Origin of the sequence: Mycobacterium sp. pV006 (assembly GCF_041287115.1) — a bacterium.
Lineage (GTDB): Bacteria > Actinomycetota > Actinomycetes > Mycobacteriales > Mycobacteriaceae > Mycobacterium.
The window spans coordinates 20105-36207 of sequence record NZ_JBGGKT010000015.1 but is presented as its reverse complement, the minus strand read 5'-3'; the positions used below and the strand labels follow the sequence as shown (position 1 = coordinate 36207).

The window sequence follows — 16103 nt, the reverse complement described above, 5'->3', positions numbered from 1 at the left end:
TCAACGCCCCTGATCCCAGCGGTACGGCGCCACCAGCGGGTTGCCGCCCGGCGGCGGGACGTTGTGGTTGCACGGGCTGGGGAACTGGCCGATGGTGCGGCCCCACTGCAGTTCCAGCCACGTCAGGTTGCACTCCCAGCGGGTTCCGGTGAAGAAGCCGGAGTCGATGCGACTCAACGTCATGTCGACGACGAGCGTGAGGTTGGCGTAGTCGCCGCGCATCCAGTTCGTCAACGTCTCTTTGGGAAACGGGAACGTGGGCAGGAAGCTCAGCGCGCGGGTCAGCGCCGGCCCCGCATCGGCCAGGGACTGCAGCACCGGACCGAGGTCCTTGAGCTCGGCGACCAGCGCTTCCCGCGTCTGATTGACCGAATCCGCGGCCAGCGCACTGAATCGGCCGAGCTGCACCAGCGCCTCGGAGAGCATGTCACGCTGGTCGCGCAGCACCGCCAACGCATCGGGGATGGTGCGTAATGCCTTGTCCACCACGGGTTTCTGCTCGGCTATCTGTCCGACGAGATCGTTCAGACTCTCGGACGTGGCGATGATGTCGCCCTTCTGGTCGTCGAGGTGGCCGATCGCGATGTCGAGCTGTTCGATCAGGCTGCGCAGGTCGTTCTCCCGGCCGGTGAACGCGGTGCTCAGCGCTTCGGTGATGTCACCGATGTTGGCCAGGCCACCACCGTTGAGCAGCAGCGCGACCGCCGCCAATGCCTGCTCGGTGGTCGGGTAGGCCCCCGACGACGCCAAGGGGATCACCGCCCCGTCAGCGAGGCGGCCCTCCGGTTCGGCGTCGGTCGGCGCCGCCAGCTCGATGTGCTGACTGCCCAGCAGGCTGGTCTGGCCCAGTCTGGCGGTCGCGTTGGCGGGCAGCACGACATCGTCGCGCAGGGAGATCGTGACCAGAGCGTTCCAGCCCTGCCGTTCGATGCGGGTCACGGTGCCGACGTTCGCATCACCCACCCGCACACGGGAGTTCGGCTCGAGGTTGTCGACGTCGGCCATCTGGGCCTGCACGGTGATCGCGTCCGGCCCCACGCCTTGCACACCGGGCAGCGGAACCGAGTTCAGGCCACGCCATCCGCATCCGGACAGCGCGACCGCCACCGCCACGATCGCCGCGCCGGCGCGGGCACCCCGCGTGGTCGGCCTCATGATCCGGCTCCGTGCGGCACCATCATGCCGTGCAGCCCGTCGTCGGGATTGGTCGGCGTGGCCACCTCGGCGGCCAGCGGCGGCGTGTCCGGCGACACGGTCTCGGGTTCCACGCCCAGCGGCGTGGGCAGCCCTGGCGGCGGCGGGCCGGGCGGCGGGATGTAGTCCGGCCGCAACCAATCCTCGCTGTAGGTCAGCTCATTGGGGCGGGCGCTGGCGCCCACGAGCAGGTTCTGACCGATCGGCGGGAAGTTGTACTGCCGGTTCTTGATGATCGGCGCCAGGTACTGGACGCAGAGTTTGGCGGACTCCTCGGCACCCAGCCGCGACGCGGCCTGCACTGCGCCGCACAGGAACTGGATCGGGTTGGCGAAGTTGTTGATCATCGGCACGCTGCTCACCGCGCCCTGGGCGGGCTGCCAGATGTTGACGTAGTTCTGGAACGTCGTGGGTGCGACGTGGAGGAACTGCTTGATGTCGTCGAGGCTCTCGTTCAGCGCGGTGGTGACACCGGCCAGCTTGTCCGACGTGGTGCCCAACGCCTCGCGGTTCTCGGCGACGAACGACTGCACCTCCCCCACGACGGCGTCGAGATCGCGGACGGCATCGGCGACCTCGCCGGGGTCGTCGGCCAACAAACCGGTGACCGAGGCCAGGTTCTGGTTGAGCTGACGCATCAGGGTGGTACTGTCCTGCAGCGCCGACACCAGTGTGGCGAGGTTCTTGACCGTGGAGAAGACGTCGGTGCTGTGGTCGCCGAGCGCCGAAACCGCTTGGGACAGCTTGATGACCGTCTGGCGGATGTCGGCGCCCTGGCCGCGCAGGTTCTCGGCGGTGGTGTTGATCGCAGACCCGAGCGGGCTGACATCTCCGGGCTCGGTGGGTTGCAGGGTCTCGCTGAGTCGCTGCAGCTGGCTGCGGACCTGGTCCCATTCGACCGGCACCACGGTGCGGTCCTGTGGGATGACGGTGTTGTCCTCCATGACCGGTCCCCCGGTGTAGGCGGGGGTCAGCTGAATCGCGCGGGAGGTCACCAACGCCGGTGACAGGATCGCTGCGTTCGCATCGGCGGGCACGTCGTAGCGGTCGTCGTACCAGAACGAGATCTTGACCCGCTCCGGTTCGGGCTCGATGGCCACGATGCGGCCGACCGGCACGCCGAGGACGCGGACGTCGTCTCCGACATAGATGCCGTTGCTGTTGTCGAAGTAGGCCACCACGTTCACGCGGTTGACGCGATCGGTGGTGCGCACCAGCGTGGCGACGCCGGCCGCCAGCAGCAGCACCAGCACGGCGGCGACCCAGGTGCGGGAGTTTCTCATCGGTCCCCCCCGGAGTGCAGCGGCGGCGCCTCACCGGGTGCCGGGACGAAGACCGGGTTGGGCGTCGGCAAGGGGATGGACTCCAGACCGGGCGGCGCGGCGGCGGGCGGACCCGGCGGCGGGCCACCCGGCGGCGGCGCGGGCGGCGGCTCGCGGTACGGGTAGCAGCCGGTCGGGCCGGGCAGCGGCAGCCCGGGCGGGCCGCAGCCCTGATCACCGGGATTACCGGTGATCGCGTCGGGCAGCGTCAGCCGCGGTTCGCCGCCCTGCCCGGTCCGCGGGTACGGAACCGGCATCGCGGGGGTGCCGGGCTGACCGACCGGCGGGTCGCTGCGCTGCGAGGGTGCCAGCACGTTGGGGTCCAGACCCAGGTCGGAGAACGCCACATCGATGAACGGCTGCAGGAACTGCCCGGGCAGCAGGTTGGCCACGTAGGTCTTGAAGAACGGACCCGACGACACCGATTCGCCCAGGGACATCGAGTAGCCGTTGAGCAGCGTCAGCGATCTCTGCAGACGTTCCTTGCGGTTGTCCAAGATGGTCAGGACACCGTTGAGTTTGTCCAGGGCGGGTTTCATCGTCGCCCGGTTCTCACCGATGAAGCCCTGCAACTGCCGGCTCAGACCGGAGATGTTGCCCGAGATCTCGTCCAGCGCAGCACTTTGGGCCCGCAACGAGGCCAGCAGTGCGTTGGTGTTGGAGACCAGGCCGACCACCTGGTCGCTGCGCTCGGCCAGGACCGTGGTGGCCTTGTTGGCGTTGGCGAGCAGGCTGCGCAGCTCGGCGTCACGCTCGTTGAGGGTGTCGGAGAAGCGCGCCACACCCTCGACGGCAACGCGCAACTGCGGCGGGGTGTCGGCGAACGTCGCCGACAACACCCGCAAGGACTCCGACAGCTGATCGGTGTCCAGGCCGCTGATCGTGGCGGCGAGGTCGCCCAGAGCGTCGGGCAGTTGGTAGGGCGACCGGGTGCGTTCGAGCGGGATCGTGCCCTCCTGCTGCCCCTCACCGCGCGCGGTGACCTCGAGCAGCTTGGTGCCCAACAGACCTTTGGTCTTGATGGCGGCCTCGGTGCGGTCACCGAGCCGGATGTCCTCGTCGACGGTGAACGTGACCAGGACCCGGGGACCGTCCAGATCGATCGACTTGACCTGGCCCACTTTGAAACCCGAGACATGCACCATCGAGTCGGTGGTCAACCCACCGGCTTCGGCGAAATGGGCGGTGTATTCGCGCCCGGAACTGAAGAACGGCAGCTTGTCGTAGTTGAGCGAGCCCAGCACCACCCCAGCCGTCACCGCCAGGCCGATGCCTCCGATGACAAACTGGTTGCGCTCACTGAACGGCTTCATCGCGGCGCGCACCTCCCGCTGGACTGACCGGCCACCTTGACGTAAACCGGTTGCCCGCCTTTGCCGTTGAGCTTGAGCACGATGTCACACAGGTAGAAGCTGAAGAAGTCGCCGTAGATGCCCTGCCGGGCCAGGGCCTGGTAGGCGTCGGGCAACGTGTTGATCAAGTTGTCGAAGTACTCGTGGTCGGCGACGACGATCCCGGCCGTCCGGTCGGTCTCGGACACGACCTTCTGCAGCGGAGGCCTGGCTTCGTCGAGGAGGTCGGCGATGCTCCCCGCGGCGGCGTTGGTGTAGGCCAGTCCGGTGCTGATGTCCTCGCGCCGGTTCTCCAGGCCCTCCACCAGTTCGGACAGCGCCACCACGGCCTTGTCGAACTGTTCGTTCTGGTCACCCAGCGAGCCGAGCACCGTGTTGAGGTTGACGATCACATCGCCGATCAGCTGGTCGCGGTCGGCCAGTGTGGTGGTCAGCGCCGCGGTCTGGGCCAGGAACGAATTGATGGTGCCGCCCTGACCCTGCAGCGCGGTGATGAGTTGTTCTGACAGGGCATTCATCTGATCGGGGTCCAGCGCGCGGAACAGTGGACGGAACCCGCCGAGCAGCGCGTCGAGGTCGAGAGCCGGCGACGTGCGGGCCAGCGGGATGGTGTCACCGGCGCTGAGCTTCTTCACGCCGCCGGCACCTTCCTCCAGCGCCAGATAACGCCCGCCGATCAGGTCGTCGTAGCGGATGACGGCGCGGCTGCCCTCGGTCAGCACCACCGACTCGTCTGCGGTGAACTCGACCAATGCCGTGGTGTCGGGCTGTATCTCGACCTTCTTCACCTGACCGACCTCGACACCGGCGATCCGGACGAAGTCGTTGGTCTCCAGTCCGGTCACGTTGACGAACTCCGCGCGGTACTGGTGAGCCTTCTCCCCGAATCGCAGCTGCCCGAACACCGCGAACAGCCCGAACACGCCGAGCAGGCACACCGCCAGGAACACGCCGAGACGCAGCGCGTCTCGTCGGATGTTGCCTGTCATCGGTTACCTCTCGTCGTTGGTCGGGTCGGTGGGCGGGCGGGTCAGGGCGGGCCGGGTGCTGCGGGTACCGGCGGGATCACCGGCGGATACGGCACTGCGGTGGGCTGCATCTGGGCCGGATGGGCCACCACGAACGGCTCGGAGCCCGGCCGCGGACCGGGGTCGCGCGGGGCGCCCGGCGGCGGGGCGGGCGGCAGTCCCGGCCACAGCGGCGTCCCGTCGGGCGCGTACAGCTGCGCACCGTAGGCGGGTGCGCCCGGGTACGGCACCGGTCCGATCGCCGGGCCGCCCTGCAGGTTCCGGATGCTCGGCGGTTCGGGTACGGCGCGGGTGACCGGCAACCAGTTGCCGTAGGTCGGGAACGCGATGCCCGGGTTGGGCCGCCAGTCCAGACCGTTGCCGAAGCCGGTGTTCGTGATCAGCTGGCGTACCGGCCAGTTCTCCGAAACCTTCGGCAGCGAACCACATCCGGGCTTGCCGCCGGGGCCGCCCTTGGCGCCGACGATCGGCAGATGCTGCGGGTACTTGTACGGGTCGTCACCGAACGTCAACGCGGCGTCGAACACGATGGTGCGTCCGTTGCCGCCGGGAGCCTCGTAGCCGCCCCCGTCGAGCAGCTGCTTCGCGCCGAGCAGCAGACACGTGAAGGACGGCGAGTACTTGTGCAGCAGGTTCGTCGTGGGCGCCAGCACATTGATCGCGTCGACCAGGTTCTGCTGGTTGGGTGCCAGCAGGTTGATACCGCTGTTGGACAACCCGATCGTCGACAGCAGCAGCGCGTCGAGGTCCTTGGACTGGCGGACCACGGTCTCGCTGGTGGTACTCGCCGCGTCCAAGGTGGTCAGGATGTCCTGCGCTGCGGCACTGTAGGTTTCGTTGAACTGCGTCAGCGCCCGCAGGTCGCGCGTGATGGTCTCGTTGCGCGGGTTGAGTGCCAGCAGAACCTGGTTCGCGTCGGTGGTGGCCCGACCGATCAGTTCCCCCTGACCGCGCACACCGTCGGCCAGCGCCGAGAGCGTGCTGTTGAGTTTGGCCGCGTCGATGTGATCGAGCACCTCGACGAGGTTCTCGAAGACCGTGTTGACCTCGGTGGTCACGTTGCGCGACCGCAGTGTCTGGTTGGCTTCGATGTGGCCGCTGGGGTTCTCGGGGAAGACGAGGTCGACGAACTTGGCCCCGAAGATGGTGGTGGCGCGGATCTGGGCCTCGACGTTGGCCGGGATGTACTGCACCTGGTCCTGGTCGATCTCCAGCTTCAGCGCCACCTGCGGATCCCGCTGCCCCGTCGGCGCGATCTCGGCGACCCGCCCGACCTGCACCCCGCGCAACTTCACCTTCGCGTTGGTCTCCATCACCAGGCCTGCCCGGTCCGAGGTCAACGTGACCGGGACCGTGGAGCGCAACGAACCGGTGAACTGGGCGTAGGTCAGCCAGATCGCCGCCACGAACAGCACGACCAGTATCAGCGTCCACCAACCTGGTTTGAGGCCTTCGTCGTCCATCGCCTCAGCCCGCCAGGTTGAAGTTGCCGGTTTGTCCGTACACCGCAAGCGAAATCATCACGAGCACGAACGCGGAGACGATCAGCGAGGTGCGGACCGCACGACCGACGGCTTCACCCACGCCGGCGGGCCCGCCACGGGCGGTGAATCCGTAGTAGGTGTGCACCAACATGATCACCACGGCCAGCGCCACGCATTGGATGAACGACCAGAACAGGTCGGTGGGGTTGAGGAAGGTGCGGAAGTAATGGTCGTAGACACCGCTGGATTGCCCGTAAAGCACGGTGGTGCCGAAACGCGCCGCCCAGAACGCGGCGAGCACACCGACGCAGTACAGCGGGATGACCACGAGCAGGCCCGCCACCACGCGGGTCGAGGCCAGATAAGCGACGCTGCGGATGCCCATCACTTCCAGCGCATCGATTTCCTCGTTGATCCGCATGGCCCCCAACTGCGCGGTGGCGCCGGCACCGATGGTCGCCGACAACGCGATGGCGGTGGTGCCGGGGGCGATCAAACGCACGTTGAAGAACGCGGACGCGAAACCGGTCAGTGCCTCCACACCGATCTCGGCAAAGTCGGTGTAGCCCTGCACCGCAACCAGGGCGCCCGTCGTCACGGTGAGGAAGCCGACGATGGCCACCGTCCCGCCGACGATGATCAGCGCACCGGCACCGAGCCCCATCTGGGCGATCAGACGCATCAGCTCGATGCGGTATCGCGTCACCGCCATCACCGTCGACCGCAGGGTGCGCCCGTAGAACTTGGTCTGCACACCGACCTGGTTCCACGGATCCGCCAGCGACCGGAATCGCTTCTTGAGCCAGGGGAACTGGGAGTGCGGCCGGGAGATCGTCACATCGTCACCTTCACCGCAACCGCAGTGGCGACCACGTTGATGGCGAACAACGCCATGAAGGTGAACACCACGGTTTCGTTCACCGCGTTGCCGACACCGGCCGGCCCGCCGCCGACGGAAATCCCTTTGTAACAGGCGATCAACCCGGCCGAGAGACCGAACAGTGCGGCCTTGATCAACGCGATGGTCACGTCCGGCGCACCGATGATCAGCGTCAGACCCGCTGCGAACGCACCCGGTGAGACGTTCTGGATGTAGACGCAGAAGAAGTACGCCCCGGCCAGGCCGACCAGGATCACGGTGGCCGACAGCGCCAGCGACACCAACGTGGCGGCCAGGACACGCGGAACCACAAGGGCCTGAATCGGATTGATACCCATCACCCGGAGCGCATCGAGTTCCTCACGGATGGTGCGGGCACCCAGGTCCGCGCACATCGCGGTCGCCCCGGCGCCGGCGACCACCAACACCGTCACGATCGGGCCGATCTGGCGGACGGTACCGAGCGCGGCGCCGGTACCGGAGAAGTCGGCGGCACCGAATTCGCGCAGCAGGATGTTGAAGGTGAACGTCAGCAGAACCGTGTACGGGATGGTCAGCATCAACGTCGGCACGATGGACACGCGCGCGACGAACCAGGATTGGGAGATGAACTCGTTCCAGGCGAACGGCGGCTTGAACATGGCCACGAAGGTGTCGAGCGCCATCGAGAAGAACCCGCCGACAGCACGAACAGGCTTGGCGACGACGCCCGAAGCGACCATCTATCCGGTCCCTTCTCGTGCGCACCTCACCGTCATAGTCCTCCCACAACCGGCCTGGTCCCGATCAGGTGGCGCTGACGTTACACATGCCAGGACCCGCTGAACCGGATATCACCGAAATCGGGACCGACGACGCAGGTCCCCGGTGGCCGTGCGTCACGCGGTGCCGCACGGTCGCTCACGCATCGACAACCGCGTCCTCGAGGTCGGCGGTGCGTCAGTTGCGAAGACTGCTCGCGACCTCCGACTTCATCGGCAACCAGGCGCCCACGGCGCGTGATGCGAACTCCGTCACCTGGATCCGCGCCCGGGTGAACGCCTCGGCGTCGACCGTCCTCTGCCCCACCAGGACCCGGCTGACCAGCGCGCTGATGGCCATCGCGTCGATCTCCGGGTCAGTGGACGGCAGCGAACCTTCGAGTCGGCCCCGCGTCAGTATCCGGGCCAGCGAACGCTCCCGCGCGGCGAAACACCTCTCCCTGACGTCCCGGTAACCCGCGGCCGCGCGCACCTCGTCGGAGTCCAGCGCCGCGAAACGCAGTCGGTGCCTCGGCTCGGGGCTGACCTCGAACATGGTGGCGAGCCACGCAGCGAGTTGGTCGGCGGGGCTGTCGGTGTCCCGATCGGCGATGCGGTCCAAGTCGGCCGCCAGCAGGTCGCATTCCTGGGCGACCAGGGCGAGCAACAGGTCGTCTTTCGAGGAGAAATGCCGGTAGAAGGCTCGGCTGGAGACACCGGCATTCGCGAGGATGGTCGACATCCGCACCGGCTCGTCGCCGGCTTCGGCGACGCAGCGGTACGCGGCATCGATGATCGCCGCGCGCTCCCGCTCGCGCAGATTAATTGGCACAGCCGCCAATTTTAGGTCTTCGGTCAACGATCCCAGCCCCAGACACCCGCTCGGAGGCACTCCCAGTAACGTGAGCGGCGGTTATCTGGAGTGGAGAGGACGCCTGTGAGCACTGACCGCACCGAACCGGCGACACGAGAGTTCCGCGGTTCCGGCGACCTCACGTTGGTCGCCGACGAGTGGAACAACCCCGACCAGACGGCCGGATTCGACGCGTCGCGACCTTCGGTGCTGATGCTGCACGGCGGAGGCCAGAACCGCTACTCGTGGAAGAAGACCGGACAGATCCTTGCCACGCGCGGTGTGCACGTGGTCGCGCTCGACAGCCGCGGACACGGCGACAGTGACCGGTCCCCCACAGCCGACTACACCCTTGAGGCGCTGTGCGCCGACACGCTGGAGGTCCTCGCCCAGATCGGCCGTCCCACCGTGCTGATCGGCGCGAGCATGGGCGGGCTGACCGGGATCCTGACCGCGCGCCGGGCCGGCCGCGACAACGTCTGCCGCCTGGTCCTCGTCGACGTCGTCCCGCGCTACGAGAAGCACGGCAGCGCACGCATCCGCGACTTCATGTTCAGCAACATCGACGGGTTCGAGACGCTGGAGGAGGCCGCAGATGCGGTCGCCGCCTATCTCCCGCACCGCACCAAGCCGCGCAGCCCCGAAGGTCTGAAGAAGAATCTGCGGTTGCGCGACGGTCGTTGGTACTGGCATTGGGATCCGGCATTCCTGACCAAACCCAACGAGGATCCCTTCGTCCGCGTGGAACTGCTCGAGCAGGCGGCCGTGGAGCTCGGGATCCCGATCCTGCTGATCCGGGGCAAGCTCTCCGATGTGGTCAGCGAGGAGGCCGTCACCGACTTCCTGTCGAAGGTGCCGTCGGCCGAGTTCGCCGAACTGTCCGGTGCGGGCCATACCGCCGCCGGCGACGACAACGACGCATTCTCCGAGGTCGTCGTCGATTTCGTTCTGCGGGAGTAACTCCCGGGAAGGGACTTGCTCTTGTGCCGGTCGGTGGGTTTGATCGAACGATGACACGCACACCCGAGGACATCGTGACCGAGTTCTGCGCCAAATGGTCTGCTCCCGATCCAGAGGAGCTGGCCAGTTACTTCACGGAAGACGGTGTGTATCACAATATTCCGATGGAGCCGGCGGTCGGCCACGATGCCATCAAGGCGTTCATCGGCGAGTTCACCGCCATGACCGACGGCATCGACTTCGTGATTCACCGCCAGGTCAGCTCGGGTGCTCTGGTGTTCAACGAACGGACCGACGTGCTGCGCCTGAAGGACGGTCGGCAGATCTCGCTGCCGGTGGCAGGCGTCTTCGAGATCGTCGACGGCCGCATCGCGGCCTGGCGCGACTACTTCGACATGGAAGCCGTGATGTCCGCGTTCGTGTAGAACTGCGTTCGGATCCGACGTCGTGACCGCATCCCTGATCGCGCTGTGCCTACTGGCCCCTGTGAGCGTGGCCCTTGCGGTGGCGCTGCTGGTGCAGACGAAACGTCTCGCCGCAGCGCGGGATGAAGCCGAAGATCTGCGCCGACGCCTCGACACCCGCCAGCTTCTGGTCTCCGGCAGCACGAAGGCCGTCAGGACGGTGTGGCAGACGGCCAACATGTTGCGCCGCGACGGGCTGGGGGCCGTGGTGCGTTCCTCGATCGAGGAGTTGGCCGACTGGGCCGAGGTGGAACGACCCGACCTGGCCAAAGTGGCTCCCGGCGGGCGGGTCGCGATCATGTTCTCCGACATCGAGGAGTCCACGGCCCTCAACGAGCGCATCGGCGACCGGGCCTACGTGCGGTTGATCGGTAAGCACGACAAGGAGGTTCGTCGACTCGTCGACCGCCACGACGGCTATGTCGTCAAGAGTCAGGGCGACGGCTTCATGGTGGCGTTCGGCCGCCCCGAGCAGGCGGTGCGGTGTGCCATGGCGATTCAGGACGGTCTTCGGCGACGCTCACGGGACATCAAGGTGCGCATAGGGATTCACAGCGGCAAGTCGGTACTGCGCGGTGACGACCTGTTCGGCCGTAATGTCGCCATGGCGGCCCGGGTGGCCGGGCAGGCCGACGGGGGCGAGATCCTGGTGAGCCAGGCGGTCCGCGATGCGGTCGCCGAGTGCGACGACATCGTTTTCGTCGGCGGTCGCGACACCGAACTCAAGGGCTTCGCCGGAACCCACACCCTCTATCCGGTCGGGCTGCCGTGAGTATCGGCCTGTTCTGCGTCGGCCAGCCGCTTGTGCAGGCGCGCACGGATGTCGTCGGCGGTGTAGGAGGTGCGCCGACGCTGGTCGCGTGCCACCAGGACGCCGCCGGCGACTACGCCGGCCGCCCCGGCGAGCCCGACCCACTTCCATATCCCGCGCATGCAGCTCAGTCTGCCTAAGCTGCCAGGATGAAGCCACACACGGTGACCCTCGACCGTGCGCTGGAGGAGACCCGGACCGGCGACATCTGGTTGTTCCGCGGCCAGTCGGGACCAGATCGGGCGATCCAATCGTTGACCAACGCTCCGGTCAACCACGTCGGGATGACGGTGGCGCTCGACGATCTGCCACCGCTGATCTGGCACGCCGAACTCGGCGACAAGCTGCTGGACCTCTGGACCGGCACACACCATCGCGGCGTGCAGCTCAACGACCTGCGCGAAGCTGTGCACCGGTGGGTCCACACCTACGGGCAGCGGTGCTGGTTGCGCCAGTTGACGCCGTACGCCACGCGGGAGCAGGAGGACCGCGCCCTGAAGGTGATCGCACGGATGGACGGCACCCCGTTTCCGTCGACCGCCCGGTTGACCGGCCGGTGGCTGCGCGGTCGGCTGCCGGTGGTCAGCGACTTCACCCGCGGAATTCCGTTTGTGCACAACAAGGTTCGCCAGGGGGCCGAGCGCCGCAAGGCCCGTCGGTCCGCGACGGGTCTGGAGACTGCCTACTGCGCCGAGACGGTGGCGATCACCTACGAGGAAATGGGTCTGTTGCAGACCGAGAAGCACTGGAACTGGTTCGACCCCGGTTCGTTCTGGAGCGGCGACGAGCTGCCGCTGGTCCGGGGGTACCGACTGGGCGCCGAGATCGCCGTGACAGTGTGAACCCGACGTGGTCGGCGAAACGCCGACCCCGATCGCGGCGCGGGCAGCCCGAAGGTGGTTTGCTGTTCGTAACGCCGACGTGTTGTGGTGCCACCAGGGAGAACAGCCATGCCGACCTCGATCGACGATGCCCCCGCGCACGACACGGGGCCGTCGGGCATGTTGGGCTCGAAGCTGTCCGCCCTTGCGATCGTGGTCGCCTCGATCGGCACCATCGCGATCCTGTTCCTGTTCCTCACCAGCCGCAACGACGACATCGCAGCCGTCCAGACGGCCCCGGTGACGTCGCAGACCAAGACCGCCGCCGAAGTCGCACCGCCGACGCCCACCTCCCGCGTGGCCATCCCCACGACGCTGCCGCCACCGGCGCCGGCGCTACCACCGCCGGCCGCGGCGGCGCCGACAGCCGAGCAGTCAGACGTCGACAACCGTGGCTTCGTCGGCTCGAAGGCCCGCTGCGATTCCGGCGACACGGCGGTCGTGACGGCACGTACCGCCCGCGCCGCCATCGTGATCTGCCGGAGCCGCGGCGATGACTACGAGTACCGGGGTGAACGCCTGACCGACGGCGCGTACCTCGAACTCGACGACGTACGTCCGATCGCTGCCGGTTACGAGGCGCGCAACGCCGCCACCACCTATCGGGTGTCCCCGACGGAGTTGGTCGTGTTGTCCGGAGAGGCCCTGCAGAGCCGTGATCCGATGGTGTCCTACCAGTCGCGATGACCGGGCTTCGGTCCGGTTTCCCGTTCTTGCTGCGCGGGTAGGTTTGCGGCTATGCCGCTGCGCTATGTCGATCCGCATCGCAGGCGTGGATCCAAGTACCAACAGGGTGTTCGTTTCGGCCGTTCCAAGGTGGGCCAGTTCCTGGCCCGACACGTGGCCCGCCGCACGGACCCGCTGTTGTTCAAGTTGACCCGCGGACGCGTCAACATGGGCCCGATCATCAACGCGCCGCTGGTCACCGTCGGCGCGAAATCCGGGAAGCGCCGGGTGACGCAGTTGACGTACTTCCACGACGGCACCGACGTGGTGCTGATCGCCTCGAACTTCGGCGGGGACAAGCACCCGCAGTGGTACCACAACCTCAAGGCCAATCCCGAGTGTGAATTCGGCGGCGAACCCTTCACCGCGCGACAGGTCACCGACCCCGACGAGTATGCACGTCTGTTCCGGCTCGCCGAACGCGTCTATCCCGGCTACGCCGACTACCGCGCCAAGACCGAGCAGTCCGGCCGCGATATCCCGATCTTCGCGCTGACGCCACGTGAATAGCGCTAGCTCTTCTTGGCCTTGTTGGCCTGATTGACTCGCACCGCTTCCCGGATCAGCGCGACGAACGCGTCAGGGTCGAGTTCGTCGTCTTCTTTCAGATCGATCGAGCGGCCCACCGGGGCGTGCAGGCTCGCGTTGAAGAGGCCGTCGGGGTCCTTGATCGACGATCCCTTGGCGAAGTTCACCTTGACCTTGCCCTTGTACATCTCGAGTGTGCAGATCAGTCCGTCGAGCGAGAAGGCCGGTACACCATCGGGATTCGACGGTTTACGCCACTTGATCTCTTCGATCACGTCGGGTTCTGCTCGGTTGATCAGCGACCGGATCTCATCGATCCGATCGATGCGCCAGTCTTCGGTCATATGGCCCAATGTACGACTGCTCGGCGCAGCCGTCAGCGCCCCGCGCGTCCCGATCTGAGCATCGAGTGGACCACCGGCCCGCCCGGAATCTCTGTGGTGGCCGTGACGGCGAAACCTGCACGCTGGTAGAGTCGTACATTGCGTTCATCGGAGGTCTCGAGCGTCACCGGGACCGCCGGACCGCCGACGGCTACGAGCCCGGCGTCGATCAGGGCTCTCCCGAGCCCGGCTTGCCGGGCGTGCGGAAGAACTCCGAGCCCGGCCAGATTCCACGCGTCCTGGGGCCGAGACGGAAGTGCCACGTCTGTGACGGCGTTCCAGCGGTCACCGTGCAATTCCGCGACGCGCTGCAGCATGTCTTCGGACGGGTCGGATGCCGTCGGCGACACGAGCGCGATCACCGCAGTGCGGTCATCGTCGACCAGCACGATGCCCTCGGCGTGCGCATAGCCGAGATAGAGCCGCTGCAGTTGTCGTAACCGGCGCGGGTAATCGTCGGCGGGAATGGTCCAGCGGGTCCACGCGTAGGTGTCGAAAGCCGCGGCGAGCACGTCGGCGGCGCGCTCGAGATCGTCCGCGTCAGCGCGTCGGATGTGAGGGCTCATGTGGCACAACGTTATCGCCCACACCCGCTTCGCCACAGGCCGGCTCAACCGTCAGCGCAGGACGCCGATGATGAGGATGATGGTGGCGCCGATCATCGTAGGGGCCAAAGACAGCAGGAGAACGTCGACCACCGCTTCCTTGCGTGCAGACGCCACGTGGTCGCCCGCCGCAAGAGGTGCGAACCTTCGGCCCGCACCCCAGACCGCCGCGAGCTGGCATGCCAGCCAGTTGACATAGGTGCCGTAGACCAGCAAGACGACCGCCACGACCTCCCATACATGGGGCAGGTCGAGATACGGCCACAGCAGACCCACCGCGATGAGAAACGGGCCGTTCGTCATCCCCTGCAAGTGGCTGGTGAGTCCCATGCGCGGATTTCTCACCGAGGAGGCCACCGCCCCGGAAATGAGCCCCAGCAGGAAAAGAGTCAGGCCCAGTGCAAACAGGACTGTCTGCATGGTCGGATCGTAATCCTCGCCCACGAGAGCTGCCGGGAGTTTTCGCACATCGACAGATCCGATGTACTCGCAAATGCAAACAAGTTGCGTACGAGTTATTTTCAGCTGTCGCCTTGGAGCGGCACGGGCGCTAATGTCCCGCCGGTGCGGGTTCCTGACGCCCGGGGGACTCCTCGAGACCTGGGCTGAGAAGGGTCCGCCGTACGGCGTCTTCACTCGCGTCGAGACGAACAAGGTGATGGAACTCCGTTCTGTGCGTTCCAGATTCCCGTTCGTCATGACCGACACGCTGGAACCAGTTGCCGGCGGTACGCGCTACACCTGCCTTCAGCGCCTGCCCGCTCATGTGGTGCGCGGACGGCCCGGTTGACCATCCGACGCCTGAATGCCACCGCCCAGGTTGTGGACGCATGCAAGGATCCTGCCGGAACGCTGGTGTCCGCAGAGGAGAAGACCGACCATGGCCAACCGCTGGTCCGGATTGACGATCGATTGTGCCGATCCCCTTCGCATGTCGGCATTCTGGGCCGCGCTGCTGGGCATCCCAAACACCGACGAGCATGGGAACGACCCGGACTGGGCGACGGTGGGATCGCGCTCGGGCCAGCTACCCCGGCTCACCTTTCAGCGCGTCCCCGAACCGAAAGTCGCAAAAGTCCGTATTCATCTGGACGTGCAGGTCGACGACATCAGCGCGGGACGCGAGCAGGTCGAGGCCCTCGGCGGACGGTGGACGGGCGTCCGCCACGACTACGACGAGGGAGTGGTCCTGACGATGCTCGATCCCGAAGGCCACGAATTCTGCCTGGTCCAGTACTTCGAGGACCGGTCACCTACTGGGGCAACGGAATCGGTCACACGCTGAAGCGGAACTCCACCCAATTCCTATGGCGAACAGCGTCACTCGTCGAAAGTCAAGACGCCCGCATCCAGCGCTACCGCCTTCAATCGCTTGTCCCTGGTCCAGAGTTTCGCTCCCTCCACCATGACGACGGCGGCCAACAGATGTACATCCACCGCACTCAGGCCACGCCCCCACAGCCGCCGGCGTTCGACGAGGTGCAGAATCTCGGCATGTTGCGCAGTCGGGAACTGCGCCAAGTTCCCGAGCAGGTCGAGCACCACACCCCGTTGGGCAATCGAGCCGAGCGCGAGCTCCTCGACGACCAGCGGATGGCAACCCACCGCATCGAGTTCCAACTGCTCGACGAGCCTGGGCTCCGCGGCGTGCAGATGATCGAGCCAGACTGCCGTGTCGACCAGAATCATTCCGGCGTGCCACGTCGCCGCGGCGCAGCCTCCGCCTCGGGGTCCGATCCGCCCAATGCAGCCAGTCGTCGAGCGCTCTCCACCCGAATGAGCGTTTGCAAGCCCCGCTTGAGCAGTGCGACGTTCTCGCGCACCCCCGTCAGCTCGGCGGCCTTGGCGAGCAATTCGTCATCGATCGTGACGGTGGTCCTCATTCGACACCT

The 16103-nt window shown here is 66.7% G+C and carries 21 protein-coding genes; 7 read left to right on the top strand and 14 right to left on the bottom strand.

What is annotated here, in order from left to right:
• From ACAG25_RS20250 to ACAG25_RS20215, 8 genes are all read right to left on the bottom strand, one after another.
• Window positions 1-1155 carry an MCE family protein gene (locus tag ACAG25_RS20250; protein WP_370490269.1) on the bottom strand — a complete coding sequence of 385 codons (1155 nt, stop codon included), beginning with the start codon at window positions 1153-1155 and terminating at the stop codon, window positions 1-3.
• The gene (locus ACAG25_RS20245) at window positions 1152-2477 is read right to left on the bottom strand and encodes an MCE family protein (protein WP_370490268.1); all 1326 of its coding nucleotides are present in this window, start codon (window positions 2475-2477) and stop codon (window positions 1152-1154) included. The genes ACAG25_RS20250 and ACAG25_RS20245 overlap by 4 nt, the downstream gene beginning before the upstream one ends.
• Window positions 2474-3829, bottom strand: a complete 1356-nt coding sequence (locus ACAG25_RS20240) for an MCE family protein (protein ID WP_370490267.1) — start codon at window positions 3827-3829, stop codon at window positions 2474-2476. The genes ACAG25_RS20245 and ACAG25_RS20240 overlap by 4 nt, the downstream gene beginning before the upstream one ends.
• Window positions 3826-4857 (bottom strand): virulence factor Mce family protein, encoded by a 1032-nt coding sequence (locus ACAG25_RS20235; RefSeq protein ID WP_370490266.1) that lies wholly within the window; start codon window positions 4855-4857, stop codon window positions 3826-3828. Before ACAG25_RS20235 ends, ACAG25_RS20240 begins: the two co-directional genes overlap by 4 nt.
• Window positions 4858-4898: 41 nt before the next feature.
• Complete coding sequence (locus tag ACAG25_RS20230) at window positions 4899-6359, bottom strand: MCE family protein (protein ID WP_370490265.1); 1461 nt, start codon at window positions 6357-6359, stop codon at window positions 4899-4901.
• A 4-nt stretch (window positions 6360-6363) separates the two neighbouring features.
• The gene (locus ACAG25_RS20225) at window positions 6364-7218 is read right to left on the bottom strand and encodes an ABC transporter permease (RefSeq protein WP_370490264.1); all 855 of its coding nucleotides are present in this window, start codon (window positions 7216-7218) and stop codon (window positions 6364-6366) included.
• Window positions 7215-7982, bottom strand: coding sequence for an MlaE family ABC transporter permease (locus ACAG25_RS20220; RefSeq protein ID WP_370490263.1), 768 nt, complete (start codon window positions 7980-7982; stop codon window positions 7215-7217). Before ACAG25_RS20220 ends, ACAG25_RS20225 begins: the two co-directional genes overlap by 4 nt.
• Before the next feature lie 217 nt (window positions 7983-8199).
• On the bottom strand, window positions 8200-8832 hold the full coding sequence (locus tag ACAG25_RS20215) for a TetR/AcrR family transcriptional regulator (RefSeq protein ID WP_370490262.1): 633 nt from the start codon (window positions 8830-8832) through the stop codon (window positions 8200-8202).
• Window positions 8833-8937: 105 nt separating this feature from the next.
• Here ACAG25_RS20215 and ACAG25_RS20210 point away from each other — a divergent pair, with 105 nt between their 5' ends.
• Genes ACAG25_RS20210 through ACAG25_RS20200 form a run of 3 tightly spaced genes read left to right on the top strand, consistent with a single transcriptional unit; the run spans window position 8938 to window position 11049 of the window.
• The gene (locus ACAG25_RS20210) at window positions 8938-9813 is read left to right on the top strand and encodes an alpha/beta fold hydrolase (protein ID WP_370490261.1); all 876 of its coding nucleotides are present in this window, start codon (window positions 8938-8940) and stop codon (window positions 9811-9813) included.
• A gap of 50 nt (window positions 9814-9863) precedes the next feature.
• Complete coding sequence (locus ACAG25_RS20205) at window positions 9864-10238, top strand: limonene-1,2-epoxide hydrolase family protein (RefSeq protein ID WP_370490335.1); 375 nt, start codon at window positions 9864-9866, stop codon at window positions 10236-10238.
• A gap of 22 nt (window positions 10239-10260) precedes the next feature.
• Window positions 10261-11049, top strand: a complete 789-nt coding sequence (locus tag ACAG25_RS20200; protein ID WP_370490260.1) for an adenylate/guanylate cyclase domain-containing protein — start codon at window positions 10261-10263, stop codon at window positions 11047-11049.
• Here the strand turns inward: ACAG25_RS20200 and ACAG25_RS20195 are convergent.
• Window positions 11028-11210: a hypothetical protein gene (locus tag ACAG25_RS20195; protein WP_370490259.1), complete on the bottom strand. Its 183-nt coding sequence runs from the start codon at window positions 11208-11210 to the stop codon at window positions 11028-11030. The genes ACAG25_RS20200 and ACAG25_RS20195 overlap by 22 nt on opposite strands.
• Window positions 11211-11237: 27 nt before the next feature.
• On the opposite strand from ACAG25_RS20195, the gene ACAG25_RS20190 reads away from it, so the two are divergent.
• The 3 genes from ACAG25_RS20190 (at window position 11238) to ACAG25_RS20180 (ending at window position 13205) form a co-directional block, all read left to right on the top strand.
• Window positions 11238-11930: a guanylate cyclase gene (locus ACAG25_RS20190; protein WP_370490258.1), complete on the top strand. Its 693-nt coding sequence runs from the start codon at window positions 11238-11240 to the stop codon at window positions 11928-11930.
• 108 nt (window positions 11931-12038) lie between these two features.
• Window positions 12039-12656 carry a hypothetical protein gene (locus ACAG25_RS20185; protein ID WP_370490257.1) on the top strand — a complete coding sequence of 206 codons (618 nt, stop codon included), beginning with the start codon at window positions 12039-12041 and terminating at the stop codon, window positions 12654-12656.
• A gap of 51 nt (window positions 12657-12707) precedes the next feature.
• Window positions 12708-13205, top strand: a complete 498-nt coding sequence (locus ACAG25_RS20180; RefSeq protein ID WP_370490256.1) for a nitroreductase/quinone reductase family protein — start codon at window positions 12708-12710, stop codon at window positions 13203-13205.
• A 2-nt stretch (window positions 13206-13207) separates the two neighbouring features.
• On the opposite strand, the gene ACAG25_RS20175 is transcribed toward ACAG25_RS20180, so the two are convergent.
• The 3 genes from ACAG25_RS20175 to ACAG25_RS20165 are packed head-to-tail and all read right to left on the bottom strand — an operon-like array spanning window position 13208 to window position 14631.
• Window positions 13208-13567 carry a DUF1801 domain-containing protein gene (locus ACAG25_RS20175; protein ID WP_370490255.1) on the bottom strand — a complete coding sequence of 120 codons (360 nt, stop codon included), beginning with the start codon at window positions 13565-13567 and terminating at the stop codon, window positions 13208-13210.
• Between the two features lie 32 nt (window positions 13568-13599).
• Window positions 13600-14172, bottom strand: coding sequence for a GNAT family N-acetyltransferase (locus ACAG25_RS20170; RefSeq protein WP_370490254.1), 573 nt, complete (start codon window positions 14170-14172; stop codon window positions 13600-13602).
• A gap of 51 nt (window positions 14173-14223) precedes the next feature.
• On the bottom strand, window positions 14224-14631 hold the full coding sequence (locus tag ACAG25_RS20165; protein WP_370490253.1) for a hydrogenase: 408 nt from the start codon (window positions 14629-14631) through the stop codon (window positions 14224-14226).
• 460 nt (window positions 14632-15091) lie between these two features.
• On the opposite strand from ACAG25_RS20165, the gene ACAG25_RS20160 reads away from it, so the two are divergent.
• Complete coding sequence (locus tag ACAG25_RS20160; protein ID WP_370490252.1) at window positions 15092-15496, top strand: VOC family protein; 405 nt, start codon at window positions 15092-15094, stop codon at window positions 15494-15496.
• Window positions 15497-15531: 35 nt separating this feature from the next.
• Here the strand turns inward: ACAG25_RS20160 and ACAG25_RS20155 are convergent, their stop codons facing one another.
• Complete coding sequence (locus ACAG25_RS20155) at window positions 15532-15900, bottom strand: type II toxin-antitoxin system VapC family toxin (protein WP_370490251.1); 369 nt, start codon at window positions 15898-15900, stop codon at window positions 15532-15534.
• Window positions 15897-16094: a type II toxin-antitoxin system VapB family antitoxin gene (locus ACAG25_RS20150; protein ID WP_065035024.1), complete on the bottom strand. Its 198-nt coding sequence runs from the start codon at window positions 16092-16094 to the stop codon at window positions 15897-15899. Before ACAG25_RS20150 ends, ACAG25_RS20155 begins: the two co-directional genes overlap by 4 nt.
• Window positions 16095-16103 lie beyond the last annotated feature (9 nt).

Coding starts and splice junctions, on each gene's coding strand:
- ACAG25_RS20250 (WP_370490269.1), bottom strand. CDS start 1,155: ATGAGGCCGACCACGCGGGGTGCCCGCGCCGGCGCGGCGATCGTGGCG.
- ACAG25_RS20220 (WP_370490263.1), bottom strand. CDS start 7,982: ATGGTCGCTTCGGGCGTCGTCGCCAAGCCTGTTCGTGCTGTCGGCGGG.
- ACAG25_RS20240 (WP_370490267.1), bottom strand. CDS start 3,829: ATGAAGCCGTTCAGTGAGCGCAACCAGTTTGTCATCGGAGGCATCGGC.
- ACAG25_RS20180 (WP_370490256.1), top strand. CDS start 12,708: ATGCCGCTGCGCTATGTCGATCCGCATCGCAGGCGTGGATCCAAGTAC.
- ACAG25_RS20155 (WP_370490251.1), bottom strand. CDS start 15,900: ATGATTCTGGTCGACACGGCAGTCTGGCTCGATCATCTGCACGCCGCG.
- ACAG25_RS20230 (WP_370490265.1), bottom strand. CDS start 6,359: ATGGACGACGAAGGCCTCAAACCAGGTTGGTGGACGCTGATACTGGTC.
- ACAG25_RS20195 (WP_370490259.1), bottom strand. CDS start 11,210: ATGCGCGGGATATGGAAGTGGGTCGGGCTCGCCGGGGCGGCCGGCGTA.
- ACAG25_RS20185 (WP_370490257.1), top strand. CDS start 12,039: ATGCCGACCTCGATCGACGATGCCCCCGCGCACGACACGGGGCCGTCG.
- ACAG25_RS20205 (WP_370490335.1), top strand. CDS start 9,864: ATGACACGCACACCCGAGGACATCGTGACCGAGTTCTGCGCCAAATGG.
- ACAG25_RS20175 (WP_370490255.1), bottom strand. CDS start 13,567: ATGACCGAAGACTGGCGCATCGATCGGATCGATGAGATCCGGTCGCTG.
- ACAG25_RS20190 (WP_370490258.1), top strand. CDS start 11,238: ATGAAGCCACACACGGTGACCCTCGACCGTGCGCTGGAGGAGACCCGG.
- ACAG25_RS20170 (WP_370490254.1), bottom strand. CDS start 14,172: ATGAGCCCTCACATCCGACGCGCTGACGCGGACGATCTCGAGCGCGCC.
- ACAG25_RS20150 (WP_065035024.1), bottom strand. CDS start 16,094: ATGAGGACCACCGTCACGATCGATGACGAATTGCTCGCCAAGGCCGCC.
- ACAG25_RS20235 (WP_370490266.1), bottom strand. CDS start 4,857: ATGACAGGCAACATCCGACGAGACGCGCTGCGTCTCGGCGTGTTCCTG.
- ACAG25_RS20160 (WP_370490252.1), top strand. CDS start 15,092: ATGGCCAACCGCTGGTCCGGATTGACGATCGATTGTGCCGATCCCCTT.
- ACAG25_RS20245 (WP_370490268.1), bottom strand. CDS start 2,477: ATGAGAAACTCCCGCACCTGGGTCGCCGCCGTGCTGGTGCTGCTGCTG.
- ACAG25_RS20165 (WP_370490253.1), bottom strand. CDS start 14,631: ATGCAGACAGTCCTGTTTGCACTGGGCCTGACTCTTTTCCTGCTGGGG.